This window comes from Xanthomonas melonis, assembly GCF_020783655.1.
Classification (GTDB): domain Bacteria; phylum Pseudomonadota; class Gammaproteobacteria; order Xanthomonadales; family Xanthomonadaceae; genus Xanthomonas; species Xanthomonas melonis.
Genome location: NZ_JAJGQH010000004.1, coordinates 136,954 through 152,281 on the forward strand (window position 1 = coordinate 136,954; position 15,328 = coordinate 152,281).

Annotated in this window: 13 protein-coding genes and 1 other RNA gene; 7 read left to right on the forward strand and 7 right to left on the reverse strand. The window is 66.3% G+C overall.

All coding sequences use genetic code 11. The annotated features are described in order from the left end of the window. Positions 1-208 precede the first annotated feature (208 nt). Complete coding sequence (locus LL964_RS05585; RefSeq protein ID WP_104587311.1) at positions 209-1,459, forward strand: DUF819 family protein; 1,251 nt, start codon at positions 209-211, stop codon at positions 1,457-1,459. 184 nt (positions 1,460-1,643) lie between these two features. Here LL964_RS05585 and LL964_RS05590 read toward each other — a convergent pair whose 3' ends face one another. Next, positions 1,644-2,828, reverse strand: coding sequence for a Tle-like phospholipase domain-containing protein (locus LL964_RS05590; RefSeq protein WP_104587312.1), 1,185 nt, complete (start codon positions 2,826-2,828; stop codon positions 1,644-1,646). Between the two features lie 36 nt (positions 2,829-2,864). Beyond that, complete coding sequence (locus LL964_RS05595; RefSeq protein WP_167395317.1) at positions 2,865-3,629, reverse strand: ankyrin repeat domain-containing protein; 765 nt, start codon at positions 3,627-3,629, stop codon at positions 2,865-2,867. Positions 3,630-3,866: 237 nt separating this feature from the next. On the opposite strand from LL964_RS05595, the gene LL964_RS05600 reads away from it, so the two are divergent. Continuing rightward, positions 3,867-4,571, forward strand: a complete 705-nt coding sequence (locus LL964_RS05600) for an HAD family hydrolase (RefSeq protein WP_167395318.1) — start codon at positions 3,867-3,869, stop codon at positions 4,569-4,571. A 104-nt stretch (positions 4,572-4,675) separates the two neighbouring features. Continuing rightward, positions 4,676-4,751, forward strand: a non-coding RNA gene (locus LL964_RS05605) — sX9 sRNA. Positions 4,752-5,390: 639 nt separating this feature from the next. Here LL964_RS05605 and LL964_RS05610 read toward each other — a convergent pair. Together LL964_RS05610 and LL964_RS05615 are read right to left on the reverse strand one after the other, a co-directional pair. Then, positions 5,391-5,615 carry a YbdD/YjiX family protein gene (locus LL964_RS05610; protein WP_104587315.1) on the reverse strand — a complete coding sequence of 75 codons (225 nt, stop codon included), beginning with the start codon at positions 5,613-5,615 and terminating at the stop codon, positions 5,391-5,393. After that, positions 5,615-7,687: a carbon starvation CstA family protein gene (locus LL964_RS05615; RefSeq protein ID WP_104587316.1), complete on the reverse strand. Its 2,073-nt coding sequence runs from the start codon at positions 7,685-7,687 to the stop codon at positions 5,615-5,617. Before LL964_RS05615 ends, LL964_RS05610 begins: the two co-directional genes overlap by 1 nt. A gap of 230 nt (positions 7,688-7,917) precedes the next feature. Here LL964_RS05615 and LL964_RS05620 point away from each other — a divergent pair, with 230 nt between their 5' ends. After that, positions 7,918-8,772, forward strand: a complete 855-nt coding sequence (locus LL964_RS05620; protein ID WP_104587317.1) for a pirin family protein — start codon at positions 7,918-7,920, stop codon at positions 8,770-8,772. Between the two features lie 378 nt (positions 8,773-9,150). Here LL964_RS05620 and LL964_RS05625 read toward each other — a convergent pair whose 3' ends face one another. The 3 genes from LL964_RS05625 to nfi all read right to left on the reverse strand — a co-directional run bounded on the left by LL964_RS05625 (position 9,151) and on the right by nfi (position 11,747). Further along, positions 9,151-9,612, reverse strand: a complete 462-nt coding sequence (locus LL964_RS05625) for a hypothetical protein (protein ID WP_104587318.1) — start codon at positions 9,610-9,612, stop codon at positions 9,151-9,153. A 251-nt stretch (positions 9,613-9,863) separates the two neighbouring features. After that, complete coding sequence (locus LL964_RS05630; RefSeq protein ID WP_104587319.1) at positions 9,864-10,754, reverse strand: pirin family protein; 891 nt, start codon at positions 10,752-10,754, stop codon at positions 9,864-9,866. A gap of 153 nt (positions 10,755-10,907) precedes the next feature. Continuing rightward, positions 10,908-11,747 (reverse strand): deoxyribonuclease V, encoded by an 840-nt coding sequence (nfi, locus tag LL964_RS05635; RefSeq protein ID WP_146092363.1) that lies wholly within the window; start codon positions 11,745-11,747, stop codon positions 10,908-10,910. Here nfi and gpmA point away from each other — a divergent pair. The 3 genes from gpmA to LL964_RS05650 all read left to right on the forward strand — a co-directional run bounded on the left by gpmA (position 11,718) and on the right by LL964_RS05650 (position 15,321). After that, on the forward strand, positions 11,718-12,467 hold the full coding sequence (gene gpmA / locus LL964_RS05640) for a 2,3-diphosphoglycerate-dependent phosphoglycerate mutase (RefSeq protein WP_104587320.1): 750 nt from the start codon (positions 11,718-11,720) through the stop codon (positions 12,465-12,467). The genes nfi and gpmA overlap by 30 nt on opposite strands. Before the next feature lie 147 nt (positions 12,468-12,614). Next, positions 12,615-12,929 (forward strand): hypothetical protein, encoded by a 315-nt coding sequence (locus LL964_RS05645; protein ID WP_104587430.1) that lies wholly within the window; start codon positions 12,615-12,617, stop codon positions 12,927-12,929. 289 nt (positions 12,930-13,218) lie between these two features. Then, entirely contained in the window at positions 13,219-15,321 is a 2,103-nt protein-coding gene (locus LL964_RS05650) for a M13 family metallopeptidase (RefSeq protein WP_104587431.1), read from the forward strand. Positions 15,322-15,328: the final 7 nt, after the last annotated feature.

The window sequence follows — 15,328 nt, forward strand, 5'->3', positions numbered from 1 at the left end:
CGAACATCACCCTTGGTCCGCTTGCCGGTCGGCTGGCCGGTGTACGGTCGTGCGCTGCGCCGTTGCCGGCTGACCCATACGGCTGGAGTGCGGGCATGCTGCAAGCCTGCAGGGCTTTGCGCGGGCGACCGGGTCGGCTAGATTCAACGCATCGGCCGCTGTCGGACCGATCCGCATCGGCGGCCCTCTGTCCGGAACCCGCCTTGCAGTGACTGCGTCCGCTCCTGCCCTGATCCAGAACGATATCGTCGTCTTCGGTCTGATCGCCGCCACCCTGGGCGCGGTGTTCTGGACCTCTTCGCGCGAGCAGGGGCTGTGGCGGCGGGTCTACGCGGTGGTGCCGGCATTGCTGCTGTGCTATCTGCTGCCGGGAATCTACAACACCATCGGCTTGATCGACGGCGGCAACACGCGGTTGTATAGCCCGATCGCCCGCGATGTGTTGTTGCCTGCGGCGCTGATCCTGCTCACCCTGAGCATCGACCTGCGCGCCATCCTGGGGCTGGGGCCCAAGCTGGTGGTCATGTACCTGGGGGCGTCGCTGAGCATCATGCTGGGTGCCGTGGTGGCGTTCCAGGTGATGGGCTGGCTGCATCCTGCCACCGTGGCGGGCGATACCTGGGCCGGCATGGCGGCGTTGGCCGGTAGCTGGATCGGTGGCGGCGCCAACATGCTGGCGATGCGCGAGGTGTTCAATGTGGATGCCACGACCTTCGGCCAGTTTGCGGTGGTCGATGTCGGCGTCGGCTATGTGTGGATGGCGGTCCTGATCTTCATGGCCGGGCGCTCCCGCGCGATCGATGCGCGCAGCGGCGCCGATACGCGCGCGCTGGACGCGCTGCAGGAGCGCATGGCGCGCTTCCAGGCCGAGCATGCGCGCATTCCCAGCCTGAGCGATCTGATGGTGATCGTGGCGGTGGGCTTCGGTGGTGTCGGCCTGGCGCATACGCTCGCCAATCCGCTGGCCGCCTGGTGCAAGGCGCATCTGAGCTGGGCCAGCCGATTCAGTCTGGATGCGCCGTTCGTCTGGGTGGTGGTGCTGGCGACCAGCCTGGGGCTGCTGCTCAGCTTCACCCGCGCACGCAATCTGGAAGGCGCCGGCGCCTCCAGGATCGGTTCGCTGCTGCTGTATTTCCTGATCGCCTGCATCGGCATGCAGATGGATCTGCTGGCGCTGCTGGACCGGCCCTGGTTGTTCCTGCTCGGCCTGATCTGGATTGCGGTGCATATCGTCCTGCTATGGGCACTGGGCCGTTGGCTGCAGGTGCCGTTCTTCTACTTCGCGATCGGCTCGCAATCCAATGTCGGCGGCCCGGCCTCGGCGCCTGTGGTCGCCGCCGCATTCCACCCGGCGCTGGCACCGGTCGGAGTGCTGCTCGGCACGCTGGGCTATGCCACCGGTACCTACCTGGCCTATGTCGTTGGCATCACGCTGCGCGCGATGGCTGGGGCCGGATGACAGGCTGCCTGCCTGCCGCAACCCCGCCGGCGTTCGGCCGCGCCCCTTGCGCCTGACAGCGGCTGCACGTCGGGCGGCTGCGACAGGGAGCGCAGCGCCGCCGCCACTCGTGCGGCGACGCTGCAATGCCTTTGGATCTCAAGCCTGCGCTGGCGCCAGTGGTTCTCGCGTCGCCAGGCGCGCGTCAGTGCTGGACGACGCGCCGCTGCTCTTCCTGTTGGGCAGGCTGATGCGCCGGTTGCTGGTTATGCTGCTGCAACTGACTCACGTTGCCTTGCACAGGTTCGTTGGCCGCCGAGGCAGTCTGTACGTGGCTGCGCAGATGGGCCGGGTCGTCCATCCGGCCCTGCACCGCAATCAGGCTGTCGCCATGCCGGTTGGGGACCAAGTGATCGATCCGCTGCAGGCCGTCGTTGCCGGCACGTGCAGCGACGCTGGCGGCGGTGTTGAGGAAGGCGTCGTCGTCGCGCAATCCCAGGCGTTCGCGCTGGCCGTCCAGCCGCACCACCGCATCGTTGAACAGCTGGCTGCCGGGCTGCAACGCGGCGACACGGTTGGGCTCCGGTGATTGCATGTCCTGCGCCTTGATCACCGCATCCATGCCGTGCAGGTCCAGACGATGCTTGAGCATCATGCCGGGCACCAGGCGCTGCCCGAACGACAGTGGATCCGGGTCAGGCAATTCGATCTGGTGGCCGGCCGCATCGGGCATCGCCCACTTGAGCGGAATGCTGTCTTCCTGCAAGTGGGTCAGCAGTTCGTTCTTGACGTGATAACCGCGGATCAACTCGCTGCTGGCGTACTCCTTGGCTGCCGCTGCATCCAGACCCTGGCGCTCCAGCGTGCGGTCGTTGACGCCGGCCGCATTGTAGGTCACAGCGGGGATGTCGTTGACCATGGCCGATGCGGCCGCCAGGCCGCCGCCCAGGGAATGGCCGGAAATCACGACCTGGTCGCCGAATGCCTGCCTGGCCTGGCCACCGAGCTGGATGGCCGATGCGTACTGCGCATCGTCGAACCCCAGGCCCTGGCCGATATTGTGCTTCCAGTCCTTGCCTTCGTCGGTGCCGCAGAAACCGAGCACCACCTGGCCCTGGTCGTTGCGATAGAACGCGGCATCGAAGCCGCTCTTGCCATCGTGCAGCAGGGCAGGGTCGATGCCGGCCTGCCGCAATGCGTTATCGTCCATCCGCGACCAGCCATTGGCGAGCGGCGCAAACGTCTCCGGGACGCCCTCGCGGCGCTGGTTCGCAGTTGCGTAGAGGTCTTGCAGCAGCGCCGGAAACTGCCGGTCCTGCGGCTGCGGCTGTTGTCCGCGCATCGCTTCTGCAAATGCGGCGGTGGAAGAAGTGGAATCTTGCGGGCTCATGCGCGGCTCCTTGCGTTGATCGTGCGGAAAGCGCGCTTAGCGGCTGCTTTCAACGGGAATGTCGTGGGCGTTCAACCATGCGCGCACATCCGATCTGACCTGCTGGCCGCCGGCATTGAGCAGCCGGTCCGGTGTGATGAAGAAATACGCCTGGAAGGTCTTCTGTTGTGCGTTGCGCAGCGCAGGATCCACGCCGGCCTCGAGTAACCGCAACACTGCCGGATTGGCGGCACCGCTCTGGGCGGCCACATGCAGCAGGCTATTGCCGGTGTGATCGACGCGCCTGACGTCGGCGCCGGCATCGAGCAGCAGGTCGATCTGCGCATCGCGCTTGCTCTGCACGGCGCGGAACAACGGCGTCCAGCCGGCACGCGCACTGACCACGTCGATCGGCGCCTTGTGCTGCAGCAGGATCTTCAGATACTCCGGATCCTGCGCCATCGCGGCCATGTGCACCACGGTTTCCTGGTCCATACCCGGCAGCGCAGGGTCTGCGCCTGCAGCGAGCAGGGCATCCAGCGCGCGCGGTTGTTCGTTCCAGATCGCCCACTCCAGCAAGGTCACGTGCTGATCGCCGTGCGCGGCGAGATCGACGGTGGGGGCGAGGGCCTTGAGCCGGGCGACGTCGCCTTGCGCGATGGCGCCGGCGATGTCAGTCAAGCGTGGGTCGCGAAAGGCGACGGTGTGGTCCTGCAGCGTAGCTGACATGTTGGTTTGCTCCTTGGCACCAGCGGAAGCGGTGCATGAGACCGCGAAAAACGAGGTCGCAAGAACGAGCAGGGTCGGGAATCGCGTCTGCATCGAAATCTCCTTCTCCTGATCGCATTCCTGAAGACGCTACGGCAGGTCCCGCCGCAGCGGGGCAGATCCTACCAGCTGCAAAAAACGGGTGCGGTAAGATTTCGTAACCTGCGTCTGCAGCAGCGTCGGCGTACGGCCCGGCCTGCTTGCGCGGCTGTGCAGCCCCGGGGTCGTCCGATGCGGTCAGCGTCACGCAGGCGCCGCGGCACGGCCAATGGTCACAAGGCGGCCGGCATAATGGCGCTTTGCAAGCAGATGGGTGCAATGGGCTACGAGCTACTGATCAGTGACTGCGATGGTGTTCTTGTCGACAGCGAGATATTGGCCGATCGGGTGATGCGTGAGGCGCTCGCGTCTTTTGTGCCGAGCGAGCCGCTGGAACAGCTGCTGGAAACCACGTTCGGGCAGACCACGCGCGAGGTGTTGCGGCGTGTGGAAGAGCATTTTGTCTTGCCGTTGCCGGACACCTTGCTGGCGCAGATCCAGGCACGCAGCGAGTCCCTGATCGCCGCCGAAGTACAGCCCATCCCGGGCGTGCGCGAGGCGCTGGAGCAGATTCCGTTGCCGCTGGCGGTGGCCTCCAACAGCCGGCGTCACAACGTGATTGCATCGGTGGAGCGGGCCGGGCTCACGGCGCGTGCGGCAGGGCGGATTTTCAGTGCCGATATGGTGGAGCGGCCCAAGCCGGCACCGGATGTGTACCTGCTGGCCGCGCGCACCGCCGGTGTCGCCCCGGAGCGTTGCCTGGTGATCGAAGACAGCCCGACCGGTGCCACCGCCGCGCTGGCGGCAGGCATGCAGGTGTTGGGGTTTACCGGTGCCAGGCATATTCCACAGGGGCACAGCGAGACCTTGCGTCGGATCGGCGTGCTGGAGGTGTTCGACGATATGCGCGATTTGCCTGCATTGTTCGAGCGGCTCGCGCAAAAGCGCGCTGGTTGAGGATGTCGCGTCGTCGCATCGTTCGGCTGCAGTCGAATGCTCAGAGCAACTGATAAAGCGGCTGTGCAGCCGCCAGGCGGGCGCCACCGCTGCTCGGAATCGGCACGAACCACCCGTACACTCCGGCTCCTCCGCGCCGTCCACACCCACCTGACGACCGCTCGCCACGTTTTGTTGGCCGCTCGTAGATCAAAAGCCTAGTTGGTCGAGCGTTCGATGCCCTCACCGCTTGCGGGACACGCCGTAAACCCGTCCCTGGGGGCTCGGTGGCGGCATCCATGCGCCAAACGGTCCCGCAATCGGTGAGGACATCGCACCAGAGTTGGTCGGTCGCTAGGTGAAACCGGGCCAGCTTGCTAGTTGCATTGGCTTGCCGCTGCGGGCCGCAACGACATGAGAATTAGCGAATTGGAAGCACCTCATGTATTGCCTCCTGCATCTTGCATACCGACCATCCTGACTGGTCCTTGCCCGCTCACCGTCGCGGGACCTTACGCGGCATGGATGCCGCGTAAGATCTTACAAGGACGTACTTGCAGCGTGTCCCGCGATGGTGGGCGGGCAAGGGCCTTGCAACCAAGCCTCAGATCAGCCGCTCTAGCTTGCAGCGTGTCCCGCGATGGTGAGCGGGCAAGGGCCTTGCAGCCAAGCCGCAGATCAGCCGCTCTACTTTGCGGCGCGTCCCGCGACGGTGGCAGGCAAGCACCCTGCGGCTAACTCACGCCAGCAACGCAATAGGGCGCGATTCGCATCGCGCCCTGTTGCGGTTCCACCAGATGATCAGTCACTCGCTGATCAGCCACTCAGCCACTCAGCCGATCAACAGCAGCGAAATCCACTCTTGCCGCCGTAGCGCGCGTCCTGGCGCTCGCGGAAGAAGGCGGGGTAATCCATCACCGGCTTGTCGGGATGCGTTTCCAGCATATGCCGCACGTAGTTGTCGTAGTCGGGAATGCCGCAGCACAGCCGCGCGGTCTGGATCAGGCGCCGCCAGATGCGGCGGTGCGCCTGATACTGGCTGGCCAGGACGAGTTGGGTGCCCATTACAGGTCCGCCATCTGGTGTGGCTGCAGGGCCACGTAGGGGGTTTCGCGGTCACTGCGCTGCGGAGTGCGTCGCGCGATCACGATCGTCTTGACCGAGTAGATCAGGATCGCGCCCACCACGAACAGGAACAGCACCGTCAGCCCTGTGTTGACGTAGGCATTGGTGACGATCTGCTGCATCTGCGGCACCGTCTTGGCCGGTGCGGTGATGGTGTTGCTGGCAATGGCGGCCTGGAACTTGTGCGCCTGTGCCAGGAAGCCTTGCGCCGGGTTGCTGTCGAAGATCTTGATCAGCCCGGCGTAGGTCGTGCACAGCAACAGCCACAGCGCCGGCATGATGGTGACCCAGGCGTAGCGGTCGCGCTTCATCTTGAACAGCACTACCGTGCCCAGCATCAACGCGATCCCGGCCAGCATCTGGTTGGAGATGCCGAACAACGGCCATAGCGTCTGGATGCCGCCAAATGGATCGACCACGCCGGTGTACAGCAGATAGCCCCACAGCGCCACGCAGCCGGCGGTGCCGATGATGTTGGCGGCCCACGATTCGGTCTTCTTCAGCGCCGGGATGAAGTTGCCCAGCAGGTCCTGCAGCATGAAGCGGCCCGCACGCGTGCCGGCATCGACCGCAGTGAGGATGAACAAGGCTTCGAACAGGATGGCGAAGTGGTACCAGAACGCCATGGTGTCCTCGCCCGGCAACAGCTGGTGCAGGATCTGCGCGATACCCACCGCCAGCGTGGGCGCGCCGCCGGCCCGGGCCAGGATGCTGTGTTCGCCGATGTCCTTGGCAGTGGCTTCCAGCACTTCAGGGGTGATCGCAAAGCCCCATTCGGACACCTTGGCCGCGACGGCGACCGCATCGGTGCCGACCAGCGAAGCGGGGCTGTTCATGGCGAAATAGACGCCCGGCTCGATGATCGACGCTGCCACCAGCGCCATGATCGCCACGAACGATTCCATCAGCATGCCGCCGTACCCGATGTAGCGCATGTGGCCTTCATTGGCGAGCAGCTTGGGCGTGGTGCCGGAAGAGATCAGCGCATGGAAACCGGAAACCGCGCCACAGGCGATGGTGATGAACAGGAACGGGAAGATGCCGCCCTTCCATACCGGGCCATCGCCACTGGAGGCGAACTGGGTCAGTGCCGGCATCTTCAGGTCGGGCATCACCACCAGGATGCCGATCGCCAGCGCCAGAATCGTGCCGATCTTGAGGAAGGTGGACAGGTAGTCGCGCGGCGCCAGCAGCAGCCACACCGGCAGTACCGAGGCCACGAAACCGTAGCCGATCAGCATCCAGGTGATCTGCTTGGCGGTGAAGGTGAAGGCCGGGCCCCAGGTAGGGTCGGCGGCGACCTTGCCGCCCAGCCAGATCGCAGCCAGCAGCAGAATCAACCCCACCACCGAAATCTCGCCGATCTTGCCGACGCGGATGTAGCGCATGTACACCCCCATCATGATCGCGATCGGCATCGTGGCGATCACCGTGAACATGCCCCACGGGCTTTCGGCCAGCGCCTTGACCACCACCATCGCCAGTACCGCCAGGATGATGATCATGATCAGGAACGCACCGAACAGGGCGATGGTGCCCGGTACCTGGCCCATCTCTTCGCGGACCAGGTCGCCCAGCGAGCGGCCGTTGCGGCGGCTGGACAGGAACAGCACCATGAAGTCCTGCACCGCACCGGCGAACACCACGCCCACCACCAGCCACAACAGGCCGGGCAGGTAGCCCATCTGCGCGGCCAGCACCGGGCCGACCAGCGGGCCGGCGCCGGCGATGGCGGCGAAGTGGTGGCCGAACAGCACGTGCTTGTTGGTGGGCACATAGTCCAGGCCGTCGTTGTTGGCGATGGCCGGGGTGGCGCGTGTGGGATCCAGCTGCATCACCTTGTTGGCGATGAACAGGCTGTAGAACCGGTAGGCGATCAGATAGATCGACACCGCCGCCACCACGATCCACAACGCATTGATGTGCTCGCCGCGCCGCAGCGCCACGGTACCCAGACAGAATGCAGCCAGCAGCGCCAGCGCGCCCCAGGCCAGCTTCGAGAACCCTTTCATGCATGCCCCTCAGAAACGATTCGCCCAAGGGTCCACCCGTGCCCGCCTGCGGTCAATGCCGGCGCTCCGCAGCAGGGTAGAACTTTGGTCGTAGAGTGCTTGGGCGCAGGATGCGCTAGCGGCAGGGCGCACGCCGGCGTTTGGAACGATCGGTTGCAGCGGTCGTGATTGGGAGCGGCGCTACCCGCACCCATGATGGCTGTACCTAGACACTGCACAGGGATCAGGCAATGACCACTCCGACCACACCGGCGCATGTGCTGCGCACCATCCGCGGCCTGCCCACCTCCGACGGCGCCGGCGTCAGCCTGACGCGCGTCATCGGCACCCAGCAGCTTCCCGAACTGGACCCGTTCCTGATGCTGGACGAGTTCGGTACCGAAAAGCCCGAAGACTATATCGGCGGGTTTCCCAGCCATCCCCACCGCGGCTTCGAGACGGTGACCTACATGCTGGACGGGCGCATGCGGCACAAGGACAACCACGGCAACGAAGGTCTGCTGACGCCCGGCAGCGTGCAGTGGATGACTGCCGGCCGCGGCGTGATCCATTCGGAAATGCCCGAACAGGAATCCGGGCGGATGCGTGGGTTCCAGCTCTGGGTGAACCTGCCGGCACGCGACAAGATGACCGACCCCCGGTACCAGGAGTACGCGCCGGACCGCATTCCGGTGGCGCAGCCTGCGGCAGGCGTGACGGTCAAGGTGATCGCCGGCGCAGTGGGCGAGGTGACCGGCCCGATCGTGCAGCCGGCGACCAGCCCGGTGTACCTGGATATCGCCCTGGACGCGAACGCGGCGTGGGACTATCTGCTGCCCGAGGGGCATAGTGCCTTTGCGTATGCCTTCGAGGGCGCGGTGGCGGTGGGCGAGGGCGAGGCCGCACGCAACCTGCCGGCGCAGGAACTGGCGGTGCTGGGCGGCGGCCAGCGTCTGGCGCTGCGTGCGGGCGATCAGGGCGCGCGCCTGATCCTGGTGGCCGGGCGCCCGCTCAACGAGCCGGTGATGCGGCATGGCCCGTTCGTGATGAACACCAGGCAGGAATTGATGCAGGCGTTCGTCGACTTTCAGGAAGGACGGTTCTGATCCCGAACGCGCAAGCGTGCGGTAGGGCGACGGTCACACGGGTTGTTGCGCCCCCGCGCGATAACGCTGCCGCGCGCGCGTTCCTGAGGCCAGACCTATCGGGCACGCACCGCCTCGGCATCGTGCCTGCCTGGGGAGATCGGCAGCGATACCTCGCGGGCCGACAGCCAGGATGTGTGGCTGCCGGCCCGCGAGCTCAGGTGCGATTGGATGCAGGGCATGCGTGGTGCATTCACGTGACACATGGCGCATGCGGGGTTCGATGTGCGCTGCCCTGGCGCCCATCAACGACCGGCGCTCGCCGTGCGGACGTCCGGAAGGCGAGGGGGATCCGATGAGGCGCGCTCCGGCACGGGATGGCGCCTCATCGCACGCGGGTCAGCGCTGCAGGGCGAGGCTGGCCGGTTGCAGATCCATGGCCTGGACCAGCGATTGCATCGAGGCCAGTTCGTCGTTGTTGGCCCCGTCGATCCAGAGCTGCGCATAGCGCCTCTTGCCCAGCTCCACCACGGTGACGCGGCGCGACTCCATGCCCGGTACCTCGCGGCCGCCCAGGTCGAGCTTGTACCAGTAGAAGTCTTCCTGCTGGATCTGGCCCTTTTCGGCGCGCCGGTCGCGGGCCAGCGCCATGGCCGGGTCCCGCGTGGTCAGCATGATGCCCACCAGCTGGCGGCCTTCGGCATTGACCGCCTTGCAGACCAGATAGTCGGCACCGGCCAGCTCGTTCCACTGCAGGCCTGAGGCTGGCGGCAGCGGTGGGCAGACTGGCGAGGTCTGGGCGTTGGCCGTGGCTGCGGCTAGCAGCAGACTCAGGCCGACAAGGCAGGATGCAGGCTTCATTCAAGGGTTCCCCGGCGTTGGATGACGATGCGGGGGCGACGTCGACCTTCGTGCCGTGCAGCGCCTCTAGCTCCCCGCTTCGAGTCTGCCGTGCACATGACGCGCTCCGCTCACGCCACCATCACTACCACATCTTCGGGAGCAAGCTCAAGCCCTGTCGCAATCGCCCACGGCACCGCTTGTGCGGTGCGGCACTCGCAAAACGGGACATGGCGACCGATCGGGTACCGATGCTGGTTTCGCGCACGGTTTCAAGGGTAATCAACCGGCTTCGGTGCCGGAGTCTGCGGCAGGGGGATGAACTCCTGATCGTCGCCGGGAATGGTGCCGAAACGGCCGGCCTGCCAATCGTCCTTGGCCTGTTCGATGCGCTCCTTGGAGCTGGACACGAAGTTCCACCACAGATGACGCGGGCCATCGAGTGGCTCGCCGCCGAGCAGTAGTGCCTTCAGCGGGGTTTTGGCGCGCAGGCGCCCACGAGCGCCCGGCGCGGGGACGATCAGGTGGCGCGCCGGCACATCGGCGCCGTCCAGTTGCGCCTGGCCGTCGAGGATGTACAGGGCACGCTCGGCATGGCCGGCATCCAGGTCGATCTCCGCCTCCGGTGCCAGATCCAGCGCCACGTTGAGGGTGCCGCTGAACACCTGCACCGGCGATTCCTCGCCATAGGCGCGGCCGGCGATCACGCGCAGCCATACCCCGTCGCGGCGTTGCTGCGGCAGGCTGGCGGCGGCGAAGTGATGGAACGCCGGCGCGGTTTCCTCGGCCGAGCGCGGCAGCGCGATCCAGGTCTGCATGCCGTGCAACGCGTGTTCGCGCACGCGCTCGGGGCCGGGCGTGCGTTCGGAATGGGCGATGCCGCGCCCGGCGGTCATCCAGTTGACGTCGCCAGGACGGATGATCTGATCCGAGCCCAGCGTATCGCGATGGCCGATCTCGCCGGCCCACAGGAAGGTCACCGTGGCCAGGCCGATATGCGGATGCGGGCGCACGTCGATCCCATGCTCCGGCTCCAGCACCGCAGGCCCCATGTGGTCGACGAACACGAACGGACCCACGCTGCGCGCCTGCAGGGTGGGCACGGCGCGGCGCACTTGCAGCCCGCCGATGTCGTGCACACGCGGGGCGATCAGGGTGGTCATGGCGCTGGCTCGTGACGAAGCGGAGGCCGAAGCTTCGCATGCGCATCGCGTCCTGCGTGCGGCGGCGCCCAAGATGGAATGTTCTGCCTGCCCCGATCGCGCACGGCTGTGGTCCACGCGCCGGCCATGCATGGGGCCCGCGCTCGTGCTGTATCAGAGCAGGCTTGCTTGCGCGGGCAGCACGATCTCGCCGCGGCGTGAGGCCAGGCGGTCTGCAAGGCGCGTGGGTTCCGGCAGGCGATAGGCGCGCAGGGTGCACAGGGTCCAGTCGAGTGCGCCTTGCAGTGACACGCGATGGCCGGGCGAGACGATCAACGGCTTGCAGCGTGGCTTGCTGCGCAGCGCCCAGCCGATCTGCGCGCCGCCCAGCAGGATCTGACTGTGGTCGCCGCGTTCCGGGCCGGGGTCGGCGAACTGGCCGGCAAGACGCTGCTTGGCCACGCCGATGCTGGGTAGCCCGGTCACCACGCCGAAGTGCGCGGCGATGCCGAGCCGGCGCGGATGGGCGATGCCCTGGCCGTCGACGAACACCAGATCCGGCGGCCGCGATAACAGCGTCAGCGCCTGCAGCAGGGCCGGCAGTTCGCGAAAGCTGAGCAGGCCGGGCACGTAGGGCATCGAGGTCGGTACGCGTGCCACCTGCATCTCCAGCGGCAGCAAGCTCTGCGCGTCCAGCAGCACGGCCGCCGCGCGCGTGGTCCGGCCTTCGTCTTCGAAACCGACGTCGAAGCCGGCCAGCAGCTGCGGCGCTGCGGCGAGCGTATCCTGCAGCACGACCTGCTGCGCCAGTTGCTGCTGCAACTGTCGGGCCTGGACGACACTGCCGTCCCAACCGGCGAAGACGGGAGCGATGGTGGACATGGCCGCAGCATCGCGTGCAGTGCGTGGCGGCATCGTGCACGCCAGCGATGCGCTGGCTGCCGCTACAATCGCAGGCTGATCGGCCCCAATCGGAGAACCGTAGTGACCCGCAAACTCGTACTGCTGCGCCATGGCCAGAGCCAATGGAATCTGGACAACCGCTTCACCGGCTGGGTGGATGTGGACCTCACCGAGCAGGGCCGTCAGGAGGCCGCTGCCGCCGGCAAGCTGATGAAGGACGAAGGGCTGCAGTTCGACGTGGCGTACACCTCGGTGCTCAAGCGCGCCATCCATACGCTGCAGGGCGCATTGAAGGAGCTCGACCAGGACTGGCTGCCGGTGCACAAGAGCTGGCGCCTCAACGAGCGCCATTACGGTGGGTTGCAGGGCCTGGACAAGGCGGAGACCGCGGCCAAGCATGGCGAAGAGCAGGTCAAGATCTGGCGGCGTTCCTACGACATCCCGCCGCCGACGATGGATGTCGACGACCCCGGCCATCCTTGCCACGATCGCCGCTATGCCACGCTGGATCGCAATGCGTTGCCGGGCACCGAGTCGCTGGCGACCACGCTGGTGCGCGTGCTGCCTTACTGGCACGATGCAATCGCACCGCAGTTGAAGGCTGGCCAGACCGTGCTGGTGACCGCGCACGGCAATTCCCTGCGCGCGCTGTACAAGTATCTCAACGACATTTCCAACGAGCAGATCCTGGAGCTCAACATCCCCACCGGCATCCCGCTGCTGTTCGAACTGGACGACAGCCTGCAGGTGCGCAGCTACCGCTATCTGGGCGACCCGGAAGCGGCCAAGCGGGCGGCCGAGGCAGTCGCCAATCAGGGCAAGGCGAAGTAAGCGCCGCTGGCGGTTGCAGCGTTGCGTGCGTCGCGCGCAGCGCCTGTTCTTGTGTGGCACACGGCTGCAAAGCGCTGCGTGCTGCGTTGCATGGAGGTGGTGCATGGGCGTGATGCGCGCCCCGCACGCGTGTGCGGGCCGGACATGATGTCCGGCAAACGGAAGACCCGGCAGATGAATGCCGTCTACTGCCGCGCATATCTGGTGACGCTGGGCATGCTGGTGGCAGGCGGCGCTGGCTTTGTCGCCCTTGCCGCTCGCGACATCTCCGGCGCTGGGCTGGTGCTGGCGTTGTTGATCAGCGCGATGGGCGCGCTGCTGATGGGGTTTGGCGTCGTCGGACCGGTGCGACAGATGGAAGCATGGGCCGATGCGGCATCCGGGCATGAGGTCGCCCTGGTGCTGATGGTGTTGGCGTATCCGCTGTACCTGGTGATGGCGCCGTTCTACGTGCGTCGTTGAGGGCATGCGATGGCGCGTGCTGCGCCGGGATGCGGGTGTTGGGTGACAAACGTCGGTCGCGGCGTCAGTGATAGGAGCGCCAGCGGCCAGGGGTTGCAATGACGTTCGATAACGCGCGGCAGCGGACCTCAGTGCCTTGCGGTGCCGCTGCAGTGATCTGGGATGGCCGGTTGTTGCGTGGCTGACGAAGGAGCGGGCGCTGCTCGATGCGCTGCTCGTCGCCAGCGCGCTCGACCGGCTGCCGACCTTTCTTCGGCCGCGCATGCGCGGTCGTGCCTTGGAGAATGCAATGAAGTTGAGCAGTTTCTCGCCGTTGTCGCTTGCGTTGGCCATGACGGCCGCGTTGTCGGCCTGTGGTGCCTCGGACCAGGCCCCCAAGGCCGCGCCCGCCGCGCCGCAGGCTGCACCGGCCAGAGTGGACGTGTCCACGCTGGATGCGCCGATCGTGGCGTTCGGCAGTGGCGACCTGGATCCGTCCATCAAGGCATGCCAGGACTTCAATGGCTTCGTCAACGCCAGGTGGCTCAAGGCCAACCCGGTGCCGTCCGACCGCAGCAGCTGGGGCAGTTTCGAAGTACTGGCCGAGCGCTCGTTGACCATCCAGCATGCGTTGGTGGAACAGCTGGCGCGCGGCAATCTATCGGCCGGCTCGGTCGACGCCAAGATCGCCGATCTATGGCGCACCGGCTCGGACGAAGCGGCCATCGACGCCGCCGGCATCGCGCCGTTGCAGCCGCAGTTGCAGGCGATCGATGCGCTGCGCGATGCGCCGGCCATCGCGGCGTGGCTACGCGACAGCTATGCCAAGGGCCAGGGCTTGGTGTTCTCGTTCGGTGCCAATGCCGACTACAGGAATTCCGAACAGATGATCGCCTATGCGGGGCAGGGCGGTCTGGGCCTGCCCGAGAAGGGCTATTACACCGATCCGGCGCAGGCCAGGATCCGCGAGCAGTACGTGGCCTACATCGCACGCGTGCTGGAACTGTCCGGCATCCCGGCGGCGCAGGCGGCAACGCAGGCCGAGGCGGTGATGGCATTCGAAACGCGGCTGGCCAAGGCCTCGCTGTCGCGGATCGAACTGCGCGACCCGGCCAAGCGCTACAACCCGGTCGATGTGGCCGGCGCCAACGCGGTGACGCCGCACTTCGACTGGCAGGCCTTCTTCAGCGCGCTCAAGGTACCGGCAGGCACCTTCTCGCTGAGCCAGCCCGGCTATTTCGCCGAACTCGATGCAATGCTCACCGACACCCCGGTGGAGACCTGGAAGGCCTACCTGCGCTTCCACAGCATCGACGAGGCCGCGCCGTATCTGGCCAAGCCATTCGAGCAGGCCAACTTCGATTTCTATGCCAAGACGCTGCGCGGTCAGCAGGACATGCTGCCGCGCTGGAAGCGCACCTTGAACGCGGTCAACGAGGCGATGGGCGAGGCGCTGGGCCAGCTCTACGTGCAGTCCGCCTTCCCCGCCGAATCCAAGGAGCAGATGCAGCAACTGGTGCAGAACCTGTCGGCGGCGCTCAAGGCGCGGCTGGAAAAGCTCGACTGGATGAGCGCGGAAACCAAGCAGCGCGCGCTGGAAAAGTGGGCCAGCTTCACGCCCAAGATCGGCTACCCGGACCAATGGCGCGACTGGTCGGGCCTGCAGACGCGTGGCGACGGATTCCTGGCCAACATGCAGGCCGCCCAGGCGTTCAACTACCGCTACATGCTGGACAAGATCGGCAAGCCGGTGGACAAGCGCGAGTGGCATATGACGCCGCAGACGGTGAACGCGTACTACAACGCCACCCGCAACGAGATCGTGTTCCCGGCGGCGATCCTGCAACCGCCGTTCTTCGATCCCAAGGCCGATCCGGCCTTGAACTACGGCGGCATCGGCGCGGTGATCGGGCACGAGATGATGCACGGCTACGACGATTCCGGCAGCCAGTTCGATGCCAAGGGCAATTTCGCGACCTGGTGGACCGATGCCGACCGCAAGCTGTTCACCCAACGCACCGATCAACTGGTGGCGCAGTTCGACGGCTACGAGGCGATTCCCGGCGTGCACGTCAAGGGCAAGCTGACCCTGGGCGAAAACATCGGTGACCTGGGGGGCCTGACCGTGGCCTACGATGCCCTGCAGATGGCGTTGAAGGAGCGGCCGGATGCGAACAAGCCGATCGACGGCTATTCGCAGGACCAGCGCTTCTTCATGAACTGGGCCACGGTATGGCGCCGCAACTTCACCGCTGGCGAATTGCGCGTGCGCCTGAACACCGACCCGCATGCGCCGGCGAATTTCCGCGCCAACGGGGCGCCTTCGAACATGCCGGCGTTCGCGCAGGCATTCCAGTGCAAGCCGGGCGATGCGATGGTGCGCGGCGACAAGGACCGCGTCGCGATCTGGTAACCGCGGC